Below are 17,292 nucleotides of genomic sequence, written 5' to 3' on the forward strand. Positions count from 1 at the left end.
CCTTTATTTTATTCGAATTATAAGCTTTTTTAGAGTATCCTTGAAAGCCAGTTTCCAACGCGATTCTGACGCAAAGTTCCTCTTCGCTGAGCCATAAAGCAAGGCGATTCCTTTTGCATCAGTCAGCTTGCTACCTATTTTCATCCGAACAAGAACGGTGCTTCCCATGCCTTTCCTGCCTTTTTCTAAAAAATCGAACATATGGCTATGTGCTCCCACGGTTACGATGCGCTCACACTGATGATCATATGCAAGCAATAGAGCGATATCCTCGCTGGTTCCACAAGCTGATAATCGAATCGCATTTAATCCTAATTGTTCTAATCGGTCTAATCCAGGCGCATATCCATTTGTATATGCGTGGACCAACAGCTCGGCCCCACATTGCAGCGCTTGATTAGTAACGCTATCCATGTCCCCAATAATAAGATCCGGCATATAGCCTTGCTCTAATAAAGCATCTGCTCCACCATCCACACCTATCAGCACCGGCTTATAACATCGAATATATTGATGGAGAGCCGCCAAATCCTGCTTGAACCCCTTTCCGCGGATAACGACAAGAGCATGACGGCCTTCCAAACAAACTTGCAGTTCTGGGCAGTACAGCGGCTTTAGAACCAAGTCTTTTTCTCTATTGGCATAATCCAGAGTGTTGCTAATAAAATCCAGAAGCCTCTCATTATAACTATCATGCGCATGACTGTAGAGCGCCAACCACTTGTCTTTCGTAAAAGAGGAGCATGGAATGATTGTCTCCCCTATTTCTATGCCTTCCTCATTGATTACCAAAGGCGCATGATCTTTAAGGAGTGGTAACCAGGCCGGTTCAATTTCGAAAATGGGAATTTGGTTTTCTAGAAGCAACAGCGGTCCTGTTACGGGAATAGTTCCCGTCATGGTCTGTCCGGTATTGATTACAGCAACAACCTTCGCCGCTATCAAGCCCTCCGCCGCTAGATCATCCAAGTCATGATGGCATAGAACAGCAATACAATCCGGCTCAATATCAGACAGCAGCCTTTTAGTACTATAGTGTACGCGTGCTATGCCTTTAATCGTTTGTGAAGCAGCGACCTGTATTGATTTGCTTACAACCATCTTTTGCACACATCGCTTTCCTTGTGCTTTAGGTTTAAAACAACTGCTGACTTCTACCTACTCTGTTTTATCTTTAGTTAGCAGCGGTCATCTCATACATCATTATTTAACAAAACGTAAAAGAAGCCCGAACATTATGTTGTCGGACTTCAGCGTTATCTCCATTTACTTGGGTTTATGTAAATTGATGGTATGCATTGTGGGTCATTGGCATAAGCTTTTTCATGTGGCTGATAACGACAGGGAACAATCCCTCCTATACCCAACTTAATAATGAAGTTCTCCTTGAAACCATTCCGCGTATTCCGATGAGCTTAGCTTATCACGCACATAGTTCATTAATGCGACGAGCTCGTCCTCCTTAAAGCTGTACCTGCAATCCATTGCATTGAACAAAAGCCGGACTTCTTTCAAAGATCCGCTCTTTTGTCCTGTTAGCTGAATCACGTAGAGCTCATCCGGCTCATCCTGAAACTTACATCCAATTTCAAGAAGCAGTTGTTGTTTCATCTCATCTTGATCTACATTGCAGTAATCGAACTCCATTTTATCCCTCCAAAAAAAGTACTATTTCTCTTTTTAGGCAACAGTATTCTACATTTTGTGCAAAATTTCAATGGTATAATGAACTTTATCTTAGCGCAAGGAGTAGGATCAATGCAAAGAATATGTCAAAAAATTGTTCGTGTTCAGAACGGTCTGATTACGGAAATTTATGATGGCTTACGATACCGCAGCTTTCAGGACAATGATCGTGCATTGAAGGAACTACTAATGGATGATGTGGGTTTGGACTTTGAATCCATACTTAACACCTATGAAACATTAATTCATGACTTGGCGCATTCCTTTCCTCATCTCCGCGATTTTATTAGCCAGCAGCTGCCTGAAGGGTGGCTTCAATGGTCTCAACAAAATTACGAAGAGGAATTACAGCCCGCTTCATCATCACAATCGACATCAAGAACAACGGAAACGAATTCTCCTTGTATCCCCAAAAGCTTATAAGCATAATCCTTCGTGGTTCACCCATACTAATCTTGACTAACCGCGAGGAGGCACCAACATGAACAATAATTTGGAAAGTAATTATGACTGTGCTCAAGCAGGATCCGATCTTCACTCGCTGCAGCAGGAGTTAAATTCACTCCAAAGCAGTTCCAATGGAAGCAAAGAGCAGCAAGATCATATCAACCGTTTGGAAAATCAAATTCATTTCATTAAAAACAAATGCGATATCCACCCGTAATAAAACTTAAGTTTCAATCTTGCACAGCGCTTGGCCGTTGTGCTTTTTTAGCATGGTTACAGTTCTTTTATAATTATATTTGCCCAAGATGATTTCGTCTAATGATGATATAATTTGCTCATTAAAAATAGGAGGCGTTCATATGAAGTGCACGAAACGACCTAGGGTACAAAACGAAGGGGTATCGCATTACTAACCCTATAAACTGCGTAACCCCATAAGTTGGGGGAATTGTCCTAGTGAATCAAGATGTTCAAACCAATCTGAACAATGAAGAGTTTGAGTCCGATAGCCCATTACCACATCAAACATTTCGAAATGTGAAACTGGCCATTGCTTGGCTTAGTTTTCTTGCTTTTTTCAGCGTGCTGAACGAAACCGTTTTTAATGTCGCTTTGCCGGATATTGCAAAACAGTTCGGTATAATGCCTGCGGTAGCTAATTGGGTTAATACTAGCTTCATTCTTTCCTTCAGTATCGGCTCGGCTGTATACGGTAAAATATCTGAAAGGTTCGGCATCAAAAAGCTGCTTGTCATTGGGATAGTGATATATAGCGGTGGATCCTTACTCGGATTACTTGCCCACACTTATTTACCTGCCATGATTGCAGCACGATTTATACAAGGTATAGGCGCCTCAGCTGTTCCAGCCCTTATTATGGTGATGATTGCCCGATTTGTCGGCCCTACAGGTCGCGGCAAAGCATTCGGAGTGGTTGGATCCCTAGTAGCCTTGGGCGAAGGAATAGGACCTGCTTTGGGCGGTTTTATCACTCAGTATGTTCATTGGTCTTTATTGTTTTTAATTCCAATAATGACACTGATTGCACTGCCGTTCCTTTATAAACTATTGCCGAATGAGTCTCTCGTATCCAGTGGAAAGATAGATCGGTTCGGTATTATATTACTTTCTATCGGAATGGTATTGTTCTCCCTTTATACGACGCATTATCACTGGAGCAGTCTTGTATTAAGCGTTGTTATATTAGGATGGTTTGCCTTTCATCTTAAGGGTTCCAAGAATCCCTTTATTGAGCCTGTTTTGTTCCAAAATCGTAAATTTGTTCTTGGCGTTTTATCGGGATGTATTTTGTTAGGAACAACAGCTGGATTCTTATCTATGGTCCCTTATATGATGAAGGAGGTACATCATCTTTCGGTAGGCTTGATCGGAAGCGGGATTTTATTTCCAGGAACGATGGGCGTCATTCTGTTCGGTATCATCGGGGGAACACTGGTTGATAAATGGGGAAATCGTTTCACCTTATCAATTGGTTTATTCATGATAGTTATTAGTTTTCTTGTTCTCTCCTTCTTATTAGATCGATCTCCTTGGGTAACGACTGCCGTATTGATTTTTATCCTAGGAGGACTTTCGTTTATTAAGACTGTTATTTCAAACACCGTTGCCGATAGTCTAGAACCAGAAAACATAGGCGCAGGAATGGGTATGCTTAATTTTGCATGTTTCCTATCGGAGGGCATCGGCATTGCCTTTGTAGGTGGGTTGCTAAGCCAAAAACTTCTTCATTCTCCTTTTATGATAAATCTTGAGAAACCAGTTGCTTATGTGTACAGCAATATGCTGTTAGTCTTTATCATTGTGGCAATAACAGGCGGTGCTCTTTATTTGCTAAATTATCGTCGCACACAATAATTTGTTTTCAAGTTAGAACCCATGGTCGTAACCATGAGGTCTGCTTTATTTATACATTTGAACATACCCCATTTGGTATACATTATCATGATAAAATAGATGAATTGAAATAAAAAATACCACTTCTTCATTGGTTATACGTTAACCAATAAAAAGGTGGTATTCTTTGTTTTTCGCGGTCTACATTAATTCATGACAACCGCATCACATCAATCTTCATCATCCTTTCACGACACTTTATGCTCGATTCTCAGCTTATCCGCCACCATCGCGATAAATTCGCTATTCGTCGGTTTCGCTTTCGATATATTAATCGTATATCCGAACAGATGACTGATGCTGTCGATGTTGCCGCGGGTCCAAGCGACTTCAATCGCATGACGAATCGCGCGTTCGACGCGGGACGGCGTCGTTTTGTATTTTTCGGCAATCGCCGGGTAAAGCGTCTTGGTGATGGCTCCAAGGATTTCGATGTTATTGTAGACCATTGTAATGGCTTCCCGTAAATATTGGTAACCCTTGATGTGAGCGGGGACGCCGATTTCATGGATGATTGTCGTGATGTTGGCATCGAGATTTTTTGTTTTTGGCAGTTGAACGACATTGGCCTTCATAGGAGAGTGTGTCATTACTGAGCTAGTTTGATTATTGGAGACCAGCTGACGAATGCGGTTCGTCAATATCTCCATGTCAAAAGGTTTCAATATGTAATAGGAAGCTCCAAGCTGTACTGCTTTTTGTGTAATGTTTTCTTGTCCGAATGCCGTTAACATAATAATTTTCGGTTGAGGATGCAAGTCCATTTCACGAAGCTTTTCCAGTACACCTAGTCCGTCCAAATGCGGCATAATGATATCCAATATCAATACGTCCGGCAAACGATTACCCTGCTCGATTAATCGAAGAACGTCGTTCCCATTATACGCAACCCCAGTTACTTGCATATCGTCTTGTTCATCGATAAATTCGGAAAGTAAATTTGTAAATTCGCGATTATCATCAGCCAACAATACTTCAATCATTTGCAACGTAACATCCTCCTTCAAATGGCAACAAATAAGATTAACATTATTTACCTATGTATACTTTCGACAACAGCAATTAAATTCCTTCTGTCGAAAATTATTTTTCTAGATTTTTTTTAAGTTTTAATTTATAATATTAAATTTGCACCAAATAAGTACATTATTCGACAAATCTACATAGAAGTCATCAAAAAGAAAAACTAAAGGCATTTTATCCTGCCTTTAGTTCCTGTTTTGAGTTTCTAAGCATGATTCCTGCATCCTGCAGCATCCATTCAATATAACAGCCATAGCCACTTGTAGGATCATTAACAAAGACATGTGTTACAGCGCCGATTACTTTACCATTCTGAATAATCGGACTGCCGCTCATTCCTTGAACAATACCTCCGGTCTTCTCCAACAAGCGAGGATCTGTTATTTTAATAACCATCCCTTTAGTAGCCGGAAAATCCTGCTTCGCCACATGAACCACTTCTATATCGAACTTCTCCACTTTTTGACCGTTTACTACGGTGTAGATTTGAGCGGCGCCTTCTTTTACCTCTTCAGCAAAAGCGACAGGCAGCGCTTCTTTTGTTATTCCATGTTCGGGAAGCTCTTCCATTTTACCAAAAATGCCGAATGGAGTATTCTTCTCGATATTACCCAATATTTTGCTTTCTTTTGAAAATTGGGCTCTCTTCTCCCCAGGCTCACCATTCTGGCTTTTTGAAATAGAAGTTACATTGGAATGAACAATTTCTCCTGAACCTACAGTAATGGGTGTCTGTGTGTCCATATCAGTGATAACATGTCCTAGGGCTCCGTATACCCCCTGATCCGGTGCATAAAAGGTCAAAGTACCTACACCCGCGGCGGAATCCCTGATATACAAACCTAATCGATAAGCCTTGTCTACAATATCGTAAGCAGGGTGAATTTGAATATCAATTAATTCATTATTGCGCTTCAACGTTAAAGTCAAAGGCTTTTTGTTATTACCTGCTTCCGCTGTTAGCTCTGCAACTCTCGATATCTCCTTCAACGGTTTCCCATTGATTTTGACAATAAGGTCTCCAAGCTGAACTTTAGCGTCTTCCCCGGGCGATATTTTTTTATCTTCCGCCACAGCAACCAAATGATGTCCGACAACAAGAACGCCTGCCGATTTTAACTTTACGCCAATGGTTTGCCCGCCAGGAATCACTTTAAGATCCGGAACTACACTTACCTTAACGGTTTTGAGAGGAATCTTTCCGAACAGCTTCAGCTTCATTTCTGCTTGGCCTGCTTTGTAGGATTCCAATGAAATGGGGTGATGGAGATCCACTTGAAATGAGTGCTTAGTCGAGCCATTGACCTTCAAAATTTCCGGATCATTCACTGTCACCTGTGCGCTAACCGGCATTGCCAATTGAAGATGAGTCTGTTGACCAGTGAAGAGCCTGAGCTCCTCAGGGAATGACGCAAAACTCTGGAAGGGCGTGGATAAACTACCCAGACAAACGAAGAAGACGAGCATTAATCCAATCATTCTTTTTCTGTGGTTGGAACTCACGGTGTCACGCTCCCTTGCTTCCTTCGCTGCGGCTTTGTTCATTGCCGCTTGTGTACATTTAAGTTATCCTCACGCCTACCCTTTTATAAGTGAAAATGATGCCACGCTTGTTTCTTTATATCCTTGATTTCTTTTCATTAGCCAAATCCAGCATTTCTTGAGCATGCTCCAACGTCTTGCCCGTCACTTCGACTCCACCGAGCATCCGTGCCAATTCGTGAATTCGGCCTTCTACATTAAGATCATCTACATGAGTATAAGTCCGTTCATTATCTGAGTTCTTATGGATACGGTAATGAGCATCCGCCATACAAGCGACTTGAGGCAGATGGGTAATGGAGAATACTTGACAGCCGCGTGACAGCTTGGACATTTTCTCCGCAATCGCTTGTGCCGCGCGTCCGCTAACTCCAGTATCCACTTCATCAAACACAAGCACAGGAATACGATCAACTCGTGCAAATATCGATTTTAAAGCAAGCATTACCCGAGAAATCTCTCCTCCGGAAGCAATCTTACTCAAACTTCGCAGCGGCTCGCCCGGATTCGCTGAGATAAGAAACTCAACCTCGTCTGCTCCATCGATGGTTAGAGCATTGTCGCGATAAATGATTTGAACTTTGAATTGAGTTCTTTCCATATGTAAGTCCCGCAGCTCGGTAACAATTTCTTGTGCCAGCTTTTCGGAAATAATTTGACGCTTTTCTGAAAGCTGTTGTGCTAGTATTCTTGTTTTTTGCAATGCTGCTTCTTCTTCTTTCTGCAGCTCCTGCAGCTTCTCATCTTTGTTTTCAATCAGGTCTAATTCCGCAGTTACTTTATCGAGATACTTCAATATTTCATCTACGTTTTCCCCGTATTTTCTTCTTAAAGAAGCGATGGTATCCAGTCGTTGCTCAATATACTCTAGACGTGAGGGGTTAAACTCGATATCATCTCTATAATCGCGGATTTGATAAGCCGCATCCTCTAATTGATAATAAGCACTTTGCGCTTGTTCAACTAAAGGTTTCAGCTTTTCGGGATCCAGTCCTGTAATATCCTCCATCTTTTGAATCGCTTTATTGATCGCGTCGAGACCTTTGTTCCCAGAATATAAAAGATCATAAGCGTCTGCGGCATGCTGATATAATTTTTCCGCATTTGCTAGTTTGCGTTTTTCTTCGAATAATAATTCATCTTCGCCGCGTTTTAATTGAGCAGATGTTATTTCTTCAACCTGAAAGCGATATAAATCAAGCATTTGTAAGGATTGCTTACTTGCTTCCTCAAGATCCCTCAAGCTTTTCCGAATGTTAGAGTAGGCATGAAATGCCTGCTGATATTGCTGCTTCACCGGACCAATTTCGGGTTCACCGAACATATCGAGCCAACGAATATGCTCCTCCACATGAAACAATGATTGATGCTCATGCTGTCCATGAATATTAACAAGCCACTCTCCGACTTCCCTCAGACCCGATAGATTGACCAATTGCCCATTAATTCGGCTTGTACTTTTACCTTGTGAAGTAATTTCTCTACGTATGATTAAATGGTTCTCCGAATCCGCTTCGATTCCTAGCTCTGATAGTGTATTCCACACAGGGTGGCCGTTTTCGATCTGGAACAAGGCTTCAATGGACGCTTTATCACTCCCATATCGAACCAAATCGGCTGAGCTTCGCCCCCCCGCTATCAAAGTCAAAGCATCAATAATAATGGACTTACCGGCTCCAGTTTCCCCTGTCAGCACGTGAAACCCTTTGCGAAAATGCAAATGCACGGCCTCAATAACCGCTAAATTACGTATCGACATTTCAAGCAGCATCTTTATCTCTCCCGTTAACTCAACATGGATAAAATTTGATTAACTACCATTCCGCTCTGTTCTTTAGTGCGGCATATAATAAGAATGGTGTCATCCCCACAAATCGTGCCCATGATCTCGTTCCATTCCAGACTGTCAATCAGCGCTCCAATAGCGTTTGCCGTTCCCGGCAAGCTCTTCATTACCACTAAATTTTCCGTATAATCAATATGTACAAAATGATCGTTTAACGCTCTTTTTAATCTATGCATAGGATTGTAGCGCTGGTCAGCAGGAACCGAATATTTGTAGCGACCGTCATCCAACGGCACCTTAATGAGATGAAGCTCTTTAATATCTCTTGATATTGTAGCTTGTGTAACGGGAAATCCTGCCGTTTTAAGCTGTTCTACCAGCTCGTCCTGCGTCTCGATTTCATTGTTCGTGATGATTTCCCGAATTTTAATATGCCTTTGGCCTTTCATGATTTACCTCCTAAAGGCTTTCGATAGAAAGCCATCTTCGTAAGCATTTGCTGAGTTTTTAAAGCATGAGTCAGGTTTAGGTTTACCCTGTTTCTTCCTCATCAGAATCGTCAATATTCAAGTTAAATATAATTAACTTCACTTTGCTTTGTTGAAGCTCGAGGTAAAGAACTCCTGATGTCTGTGGATACAGCAGCTGATAAACGAGCAAATGATCACGCACGGAGCTTCCCGTCATTTCCATGGGCTTGCGGTCTTTGGCTATTTTTACCGCGTAATACAACCCTTTTCGCTCTGCAAAATAGTCAATAAACAATCGGCTTCGCAGCTGTTCATCGTCGTTGATAGTGATTTGCATGGGGATACGCTGTTTGCCGCTTACAACGGTATAACCTGCGCTTTCCAGAAGACGCGTTGCTTCATCCTCCGGTACTTCCTGAGTTTCCGGAACTGGATACAGCCCTTGCTCTACTGTTTCCTTCATCCGTACCCGAACGTACCAAAAAAGCCAGGTTCCCAACACCAGTAAAATGAGAAAGATTATAAATCCATCCCCGCTCTGCATGGCATCACTTCACCTCAAGCCTTAGTATTCGAGAAAACAGGAGCAATATCCTCCAAAAACGGAAAAAAACTCATCAAACTGATGAGTTTTGAAGCTTTTGTGCATCGCTAACCACTTGCTTAATCTGATCTTCCATGGCTTCTGGAAAAATCGGAGATTCTTCGGTATTGCAGCGGAAGAAGGCAAGAAATTCAACGTTCCCTTCACCGCCCCTAATAGGCGAAAAGGTCAGCCCCTTCAGTACAAAGCCGTTGTCTGCCGCGAAGCTCAGTATCGTTTGCAACACTTCCGTATGGACCGCCGGTTCGCGCACAACGCCTGTTTTTGGGACTTTCTCACGTCCAGCTTCAAATTGAGGCTTGATTAAGGCAACCACCTCACCATTCTCGACTAGGAGCGTTTTGAGAGGCGGCAAAATCAGCTTCAACGAAATGAACGAAACATCTATCGAAGCGAACGAAGGGCTAGGGCCTTGCAAATCCGTCCGCTGCATAAAACGAAAGTTGGTGCGCTCCATGACATTTACGCGTGAGTCACTGCGAAGGGACCAATCCAATTGGTTGTAGCCAACATCTATAGCATAAACATAAGATGCCCCATTTTGAAGGGCGCAGTCCGTAAATCCCCCAGTCGAAGCCCCAATATCGAGCATGGTCACTCCATTAAGATCAATCTGGAATAGCTTTAACGCTTTTTCCAGCTTAAGACCTCCGCGGCTGACATAAGGATGAATGGCACCCTTCACTATAATTTTGGAGCTGCGGGCAATTTTCGTACCCGCTTTATCCAACGGCTCATCATCAACCAATACAAGTCCAGCCATGATGGAAGCTTTCGCTTTTTCCCTTGATTCAAAAAATCCTTGCTCCACGAGGAGTATATCCAAACGTTCTTTATCTGCTGCCATCTATTGTTGCTCCTACTTTCTCGGGCATGCTAGGCCCGCTGCCGTTTACGCGGCATCAGCGCTTGCACATCGGATACAAGACGATCTACTGTAAGTCCGACTTCTCTACGCTGTTCAGGGACAGAACCATGCTCTACAAAATAGTCGGGAATTCCGATAATTTTAACTTGCAATCCGTAAATGCTTTGGCTGGAATAAAATTCAAGCACCGCGCTTCCGAAACCGCCTGGTTGAGCTCCCTCTTCCAATGTAATAATCGGAACATGCTCTTTCGCCAACTGAAGCAGCATCGCTTCATCCAGCGGTTTAATAAATCTTGCGTTGACAACCCGAAGCTGCACGCCTTCTTTACTCAACTGCTCCGCTGCTTCCATTGCTATAGGAATCATAGGTCCAACTGCAAGCACTACTGCGCTATCTCCTGGTCTTAACACTTCCCAGCTGCCGATAGGAATCGTGCGTAGCGGTTCATCCATAGAGACTCCGAGTCCGGCAATTCGCGGATAACGAACAGCGATAGGACCATCGTCATACTCAACCGAAGTTTTGAGCATATGCCGAAGCTCATTCTCATCCTTAGGCATCATGAGAACGATATTAGGAATACTGCGCATATAAGCAATATCATAAACTCCTTGATGCGTCTCCCCATCAGGACCGACAAATCCGGCACGGTCGATTGCAAAAATAACGTTCAAGTTCGCACGGCAAATATCATGCACTATTTGATCGTACGCCCGCTGAAGGAAGGTCGAGTAAACCGCAAAAACAGGCTTGATTCCTTCACTAGCGAGTCCCGCGCATAACGTAGCTGCATGCTGCTCAGCGATGCCAACATCGATCATACGATTCGGGAAATGCTTTGAAAAGGTGGTCAAACCGGAACCGCTAGGCATAGCCGGTGTCACTGCGACGATCCGTTCGTCCTGCTTGGCAAGTTCAATCAATGTGTTACCGAAAACGTCGGTATACATAGGAGGACCTACTGATTTCAGCATTTGTCCGGATTCGATCTTGTAAGGACTAGCTCCATGCCATGCATAGGAATCTTTTTCAGCTGGAGTATAGCCCTTTCCTTTAAGAGTCAGCACATGGACCATAACCGGTCCTTCCACCTTCTCAGCCTGCTTCAGTGTTTCTAGTAGTACAGGAAGGTTATTTCCATCAACAGGTCCAAAATAAGTGAAGCCCAGCTCTTCGAACAAAACTCCACTAACGACCATATACTTCAGCGAATCCTTGACTTTCTCCAGCGTTTTCGCCAAAGTGCCTCCGATTGCCGGAATTTTTTTGATCAAATACTCGACTTCTTCTTTTACTTTCACATAGTTGCGGTCCGAGCGTATTTTGCCCAAATAGTTATGAAGGGCTCCTACGTTAGGAGCGATAGACATTTCATTATCATTCAAAATAACCATCAGGTTCTTTTTCTCATGACCGATATGGTTCATAGCTTCAAAAGCCATACCACCAGTCAATGCACCATCACCAATAATGGCGATAACCTTGTTATGCTCCCCTTTTAAATCCCGTGCCATGGCCATACCCATAGCTGCTGATAAGGAAGTACTGCTATGTCCGGCTTCCCAGACATCATGTTCGCTCTCGGAGCGTTTTACAAACCCGCACATTCCTTTGTATTTACGCAAAGTATCAAACTTGTCCATACGTCCGGTAAACATTTTGTGGACATAGGATTGATGTCCCACATCAAAAATAAATTTGTCATCGGGACTGTTAAACAAGTAATGCAGCGCAATTGTAAGCTCAACGACTCCAAGGTTAGACGAGAGGTGTCCACCAGTGACTGAAAGCTTTTGAATAAGAAACTGTCTAGTTTCTGCAGCCAATTGCTCCAGTTGCTCAATTGACAGCTTCTTTAAGTCTTCAGGCTGATTGATTTGTTCGAGCAGCACGCTTGTTCCCTCGCTTTCCTTGATTGAATTTTTTTCTATATATCGAACTGAGTAGTTAATTAGCCGTACATAAACCGAGATCATGAAAAAATGGTTTAGACTATTATAACACACCGGTCAAGAAGCCCTCAAATGAAACATCGATGAGAACCCAATGATAACAGCGTATCATCCTGATCGATTAGTGGTCTCGCTGAAGTAAATAATCAGCAAGCTGAAGCAGCCTTTCCACATAGGGGAAGTCGGCATCAATGAGAGCCTGCTTGCCTTGATCGGTTAGTTGACTGACCTTTTCTTTGGATGCATCAATCCCAACAAAGTATGGATAGGTCACCTTTTGCTGCTTCTCATCGCTTTTAACAGGTTTACCCAGCTTCTCTTCATCACCGATCAGATCAAGGATATCATCTTGAATCTGGAATGCCAGTCCGACATGTTGTCCGAACTTCTCCAGCGCTTGCAGCTGCTTTGGTGTTGCTCCGCCAAGGTGCCCGCCTGCTTTCAAGGCAAAGACGATTAAATCGCTAGTTTTGTGCAAGTGGATATACTCGAGCTGCTCCAAGCCTGTAATGCCCTGCTCACCGAGCATATCTGCCGCTTGTCCACCAACCATACCCGGTGCGCCTGCAAGTTTTGACAAATCTTCAACGATCTCCACGATTTTCTCAGCCGGGACATCATAAGCCCGATAGGCTTGTACGATCGAATAAAATGCATGGGTAAGCAAACCGTCTCCGGCCAAAATAGCCATAGCCTCGCCATACACTTTATGGTTCGTAAGCTTGCCCCTTCGGTAATCGTCATTATCCATTGCCGGTAAATCATCATGGATGAGCGAATACGTATGGATCATCTCAACAGCAAGCGCCACCGGAATTGCTTCCTCCGTGCTTCCTCTCAATGCTTCAACTGCAGCCAACACTAGAACGGGACGCAGTCGTTTTCCACCTGCCAACAGGGAATACATCATGGATTCTCGCAAACTGTCAGGGATATTCCATATTTCGGGCAGAGATGCGGCCAATTCCGCTTCAATCAATGCTGTCTTTTGCTCTAAATAGTGTCGTATGGAAGCGTCCGTGCTCATTTAAGTTCACCTTCCTCATCAGATGAAGGATTGAATGGCTTTTTGACTAGTCCGCCTTCTTGATCCATCAAAATTTCGATTTTTCTTTCCACCTGCTCGAGCTTTTGCCCGCATAATTGGGACAGTTTCATCCCTTCCTGAAACAGCTCTATAGCTTGTTCCAAAGGAACATCTCCGCTTTCGAGCATTGCTACAATCTCTTCAAGCTTGTCCATTGCTTCTTCAAAGCTAGGTGTCGCTTCCGGTTTTGTCATTTTGCTTCTCCTCCATTGACCACACATGACAATCCACTTGCCCGTCTACTAGTCGCAGCTTAAGTACATCCCCAAGTTGCACCTGCTGTATGGATTTTATTAGTTGCTTCTCGCTCTCATCATAGACGAGACTGTAACCGCGCTGCATCACCTTCAATGGACTAAGCGCATCCAAGTGTCGCATCACGGATACGAGTTGCTGCTGTTTTTGTTTTTTAGCCTGATGCATGGCTTGCAAAAGCTGTTTGCCAGCCCCATCAAGCCGTTTTCTGGCGTAAATGGTTTGCTCTCTTGGATTAAAAGTGGATAAATGCTTATCCAGCTTCATATGCCGTTCCTGCAGCTTGGCGATTTTCCCACGCAATTGAAAAACCAGCTGCTCTTTAGTACGATCCAAACGTTCCATCGGTTGCAAGATTAGCTGACGTCTCGGATTCAGCAATACTGGAGAACGCTGTAAGCGCTGCAGCCTTTCGCGGCCGCGTTTCAATTGATTGGACAAGCCGCCATATAACTGCTGATTAAGGAAGCTCAGCTGCTGCTTAAGCTCCATGTGGTGTGGTACTGCTAATTCAGCCGCTGCTGTAGGAGTCGCTGCCCTAAGATCCGCTACGAAATCCGATATCGTAAAATCGGTTTCATGACCGACCGCAGAAATAATCGGAATCGATGACGCAAATATCGCTCGCGCAACCTTCTCCTCGTTAAATGCCCACAGCTCTTCTAGGGATCCGCCTCCACGACCGACGATCAAGACATCTACTTCATTCATGGCATTCATCGTTTCAATAGCTTTCACAATCGAAGGCGCTGCTTGATTGCCCTGTACAAGGACAGGATATAACAGCACAGGCACATTCGGATAGCGCCGCTGCAGTGTAATCATAATATCACGTACCGCAGCCCCTGTCGGTGAAGTAATGACACCTATCGCTTTAGGGTACTTAGGGATAGCCTTCTTTCTGGAGACAGCAAAGAGCCCTTCGTTCTCCAGCTTTTTTTTCAGCTGCTCAAAAGCCAAATATAAGCTTCCGATGCCGTCAGGCTGCATTTGTGTGACATAAAATTGATATTGCCCGTCTCTCTCATACACGGAAATATTTCCGCAAGCAAGCACTTTCGTGCCTTCCCGCGGAATAAACCCAAGTCGTTGATTATGGGATGCGAACATAATGCTCTTCAGTCGGCTGTCTGTATCCTTTAATGTGAAATACATATGCCCGCTGGAATGATGGGTAAAGTTCGAGATTTCTCCCCGAACCCACACATCCTGAATGACATTGTCGCTTTCTAGCTTCATTTTTATGTAACGATTTAATTCTTTGATTGAAAATATCGATTTTTGGCTCATCGCTTATCCGTTCACTTTGGACTGGACCGCAGTCCGTTTTGCTGCTTCCAATGTATTGCGAAGCAGTACCGTTATCGTCATTGGACCTACACAGCCTGGAACTGGTGTAATGTAGCTTGCTGTATCAAGAACATCGTCAAAATCAACATCTCCAGCGAGCTTCCCCGTATCCAAACGGTTAATGCCGACATCGACAACGACAGCCCCCGGCTTCACATGTTCTTTTTTGATCATTTTCGGCTTGCCCACAGCTGCTACCAAAATATCAGCTTGGCGAGTAATCTCCGCCATATTAGGAGTTTTGGAATGCACTACCGTTACTGTAGCGTTTTCTCTTAGCAGCAAAATAGCCATTGGCTTACCTACAATGTTGCTTCTACCGATAACAACAGCATGTTTACCTGCAATTTCGACTCCTACGCGTTTGAGGATATCAATAACTCCCGCAGGTGTACATGGAGCAGGGCCTTCTTTCCCTATCATTAGATTACCCACATTCACAGGATGGAAACAGTCTGCATCCTTTTCAACGGCAATCGCTTCAACAATTTTTTCTTCCGAAATATGTTTAGGTAAGGGAGATTGAACAAGAATCCCGTGAATTTTCTCATTTCCGTTCAACTGCTCGATCAAAGCTAATACATCGGCTTCGGGAGTGTTTTCCGGAAGACTGTGCACTTCGGAATAAATACCTGCTTCTTCGCAGGCTTTGGCTTTATTACGAACATAAACATGGGAAGCTGGATCATCACCGACAATTACAACAGCAAGACCCGGCTGACAACCCGTTTGCTTCAGCTGTTCCACTTCTTCCTTGATTTGTGTTCGATAGGCACTTACAATCTCTTTTCCGTTAATGACCTGCGCAGGCATGAAGAAATTCCCCTCTCAACGATGTGTGGTAAACATCCAATCAACGATTACAGACTTTTCGTCTTAATGCTGTCAAGCTCCTTGATCATCTTCCCGAGAACTCCATTTACGAACTTACCGGATTCGTCCGATCCAAAATGTTTTGCCAATTCAATGGCTTCATTGACGACTACCTTAGAAGGGACATCATCACGATAAACCATTTCATAAGTAGCCAATCTTAAAATTTCACGATCCACTTTGGATAGCCTGTCCATTTTGTACCCTTTCAAGTAATCCATCAACAGCTCATCAATCCGTTCCTTGTGGGACACTGTACCTTCAACCAGCTCCAGGATGTCCTCGGTAGCGATTTTGTCCTGCTCCTTGGTCAGCTGTGCCTCGTCCTCCGTCTGCGCTTCTTCCACTACGTGTGCAATAGCAACATTTGCGCTAACTTCGTTCATTTCCATTTGGTACAGGCTTTGGAGCGCCAGTTCCCTTGCCAATCTGCGTCTCATTAAATATGTTTCCTCCTAAGGGCTTTCCTGAAAGGAAAGCCGTCTTCGTAAGCATAGGCTTTGGCTTTTCGTAAAAAAAGCCTTGTTCATATGCATGTTCTTCTTAGTCAAACAAAAAAATCCTTGGAAAGAACCAGGGATTTCATCTAAACAATCTCCATTTGTCCATTAACCAGCGCCACATTTCTTTAACGGGAATCGCCGTTTCGCCGCGATCGACTCTTTTCCCTATATGATAACAAGTATATACGATAAGGACAAAAATTAACATATCCCATAGTCCACAAATCAAATAGATGATTCCGAGCAGCACTCCGATGATGGACAGCATCGTTTTGCCTCTATGATTTGCCCATAGTTGTTCCCACAGCCGTATCCACATCTAGGAGCTCACCTCTATTCCACTCTACTTTTAAAAGTGGGGGATGCTTGTTGAATATTGGCTACAAAAACAGTGACTACAGCAACAGGGATACCTGTAATTTCTTCAATATGCTCTTTGATCCCAGACTGCATTTCCTCGGTCAACTGCGGAATAGAGCTTTCTCCATCTACAATTGCACGAATAATAATCTCCAAGCCAGCAGGACTTACCTTTACACGGGCTTTCAGATCCTTAACGCCACGAGCGCGACGAGCAGCCTTCAGCGCAAGATTTTCTACCGTTTCCATAGAAATACGAATGTCGCCGTAATCCGTACGTTGATCAATGGATGGAACATTGGACTTGCCTCTGCGCACCGATACAAACAAGAAACGAATACTGATCAATGCGAAGATAACCGTTATAGCAATGAAGACAAGTGCCGTGTCCATATCGTAATATACGTCATATGTAAAGGTTTTGGTCTTTTCAAAAGAAATCCATCCGAATGCGCAAAATAGCATAATAACGCATCCGATCAAAACAGCCAGACTAAAAATGAATAAAAGCAATCTGTCAATTACTTTGATCACACAACCGGACTCCTTCCGAATTAGAGGAAACCCCC

The 17,292-nt window shown here is 43.6% G+C and carries 19 protein-coding genes; 3 read left to right on the top strand and 16 right to left on the bottom strand.

Annotated features, from left to right (window positions below; translation table 11 throughout):
• Positions 1–3 precede the first annotated feature (3 nt).
• Both steA and QMA13_RS21185 read right to left on the bottom strand, forming a co-directional pair.
• Positions 4–1,101: a putative cytokinetic ring protein SteA gene (steA, locus tag QMA13_RS21180; RefSeq protein ID WP_282935724.1), complete on the bottom strand. Its 1,098-nt coding sequence runs from the start codon at positions 1,099–1,101 to the stop codon at positions 4–6.
• Positions 1,102–1,368: 267 nt separating this feature from the next.
• Positions 1,369–1,647: a hypothetical protein gene (locus QMA13_RS21185; protein WP_282935725.1), complete on the bottom strand. Its 279-nt coding sequence runs from the start codon at positions 1,645–1,647 to the stop codon at positions 1,369–1,371.
• A gap of 111 nt (positions 1,648–1,758) precedes the next feature.
• Here QMA13_RS21185 and QMA13_RS21190 point away from each other — a divergent pair, with 111 nt between their 5' ends.
• The 3 genes from QMA13_RS21190 (at position 1,759) to QMA13_RS21200 (ending at position 4,008) form a co-directional block, all read left to right on the top strand.
• A complete protein-coding gene (locus tag QMA13_RS21190) occupies positions 1,759–2,109 on the top strand; it encodes a hypothetical protein (protein ID WP_282935726.1) in 351 nt (116 codons plus the stop codon).
• A gap of 58 nt (positions 2,110–2,167) precedes the next feature.
• Complete coding sequence (locus tag QMA13_RS21195; protein WP_282935727.1) at positions 2,168–2,350, top strand: DUF2524 domain-containing protein; 183 nt, start codon at positions 2,168–2,170, stop codon at positions 2,348–2,350.
• Positions 2,351–2,670: 320 nt separating this feature from the next.
• Positions 2,671–4,008 carry an MFS transporter gene (locus QMA13_RS21200; RefSeq protein ID WP_481858239.1) on the top strand — a complete coding sequence of 446 codons (1,338 nt, stop codon included), beginning with the start codon at positions 2,671–2,673 and terminating at the stop codon, positions 4,006–4,008.
• Positions 4,009–4,235: 227 nt separating this feature from the next.
• On the opposite strand, the gene spo0A is transcribed toward QMA13_RS21200, so the two are convergent.
• From spo0A to amaP, 14 genes are all read right to left on the bottom strand, one after another.
• Entirely contained in the window at positions 4,236–5,036 is an 801-nt protein-coding gene (gene spo0A / locus QMA13_RS21205) for a sporulation transcription factor Spo0A (RefSeq protein ID WP_282935729.1), read from the bottom strand.
• Positions 5,037–5,244: 208 nt separating this feature from the next.
• Positions 5,245–6,573: a SpoIVB peptidase gene (gene spoIVB / locus QMA13_RS21210; protein ID WP_282935730.1), complete on the bottom strand. Its 1,329-nt coding sequence runs from the start codon at positions 6,571–6,573 to the stop codon at positions 5,245–5,247.
• Between the two features lie 115 nt (positions 6,574–6,688).
• Positions 6,689–8,383 carry a DNA repair protein RecN gene (gene recN / locus QMA13_RS21215; protein WP_282935731.1) on the bottom strand — a complete coding sequence of 565 codons (1,695 nt, stop codon included), beginning with the start codon at positions 8,381–8,383 and terminating at the stop codon, positions 6,689–6,691.
• Positions 8,384–8,397: 14 nt separating this feature from the next.
• Complete coding sequence (gene ahrC, locus QMA13_RS21220) at positions 8,398–8,847, bottom strand: transcriptional regulator AhrC/ArgR (protein ID WP_079910785.1); 450 nt, start codon at positions 8,845–8,847, stop codon at positions 8,398–8,400.
• 82 nt (positions 8,848–8,929) lie between these two features.
• Positions 8,930–9,331 (bottom strand): hypothetical protein, encoded by a 402-nt coding sequence (locus QMA13_RS21225; protein ID WP_282935732.1) that lies wholly within the window; start codon positions 9,329–9,331, stop codon positions 8,930–8,932.
• Between the two features lie 154 nt (positions 9,332–9,485).
• A complete protein-coding gene (locus tag QMA13_RS21230) occupies positions 9,486–10,319 on the bottom strand; it encodes a TlyA family RNA methyltransferase (protein WP_282935733.1) in 834 nt (277 codons plus the stop codon).
• 29 nt (positions 10,320–10,348) lie between these two features.
• A complete protein-coding gene (dxs, locus tag QMA13_RS21235; RefSeq protein ID WP_282935734.1) occupies positions 10,349–12,235 on the bottom strand; it encodes a 1-deoxy-D-xylulose-5-phosphate synthase in 1,887 nt (628 codons plus the stop codon).
• A gap of 181 nt (positions 12,236–12,416) precedes the next feature.
• On the bottom strand, positions 12,417–13,322 hold the full coding sequence (locus tag QMA13_RS21240; RefSeq protein WP_282935735.1) for a polyprenyl synthetase family protein: 906 nt from the start codon (positions 13,320–13,322) through the stop codon (positions 12,417–12,419).
• Positions 13,319–13,576: an exodeoxyribonuclease VII small subunit gene (xseB, locus tag QMA13_RS21245; RefSeq protein WP_282935736.1), complete on the bottom strand. Its 258-nt coding sequence runs from the start codon at positions 13,574–13,576 to the stop codon at positions 13,319–13,321. Before xseB ends, QMA13_RS21240 begins: the two co-directional genes overlap by 4 nt.
• The gene (xseA, locus tag QMA13_RS21250; RefSeq protein WP_282935737.1) at positions 13,551–14,927 is read right to left on the bottom strand and encodes an exodeoxyribonuclease VII large subunit; all 1,377 of its coding nucleotides are present in this window, start codon (positions 14,925–14,927) and stop codon (positions 13,551–13,553) included. Before xseA ends, xseB begins: the two co-directional genes overlap by 26 nt.
• A 3-nt stretch (positions 14,928–14,930) precedes the next feature.
• Positions 14,931–15,800, bottom strand: coding sequence for a bifunctional methylenetetrahydrofolate dehydrogenase/methenyltetrahydrofolate cyclohydrolase FolD (gene folD / locus QMA13_RS21255; RefSeq protein ID WP_282935738.1), 870 nt, complete (start codon positions 15,798–15,800; stop codon positions 14,931–14,933).
• A gap of 47 nt (positions 15,801–15,847) precedes the next feature.
• Positions 15,848–16,300 carry a transcription antitermination factor NusB gene (gene nusB, locus QMA13_RS21260; protein ID WP_282935739.1) on the bottom strand — a complete coding sequence of 151 codons (453 nt, stop codon included), beginning with the start codon at positions 16,298–16,300 and terminating at the stop codon, positions 15,848–15,850.
• Between the two features lie 142 nt (positions 16,301–16,442).
• Entirely contained in the window at positions 16,443–16,682 is a 240-nt protein-coding gene (locus tag QMA13_RS21265; protein WP_282935740.1) for a DUF2273 domain-containing protein, read from the bottom strand.
• A 14-nt stretch (positions 16,683–16,696) separates the two neighbouring features.
• Positions 16,697–17,257 carry an alkaline shock response membrane anchor protein AmaP gene (gene amaP / locus QMA13_RS21270; RefSeq protein ID WP_282935741.1) on the bottom strand — a complete coding sequence of 187 codons (561 nt, stop codon included), beginning with the start codon at positions 17,255–17,257 and terminating at the stop codon, positions 16,697–16,699.
• Positions 17,258–17,292: the final 35 nt, after the last annotated feature.

This window comes from Paenibacillus sp. RC67, from assembly GCF_030020805.1.
Classification (GTDB): domain Bacteria; phylum Bacillota; class Bacilli; order Paenibacillales; family NBRC-103111; genus Paenibacillus_S.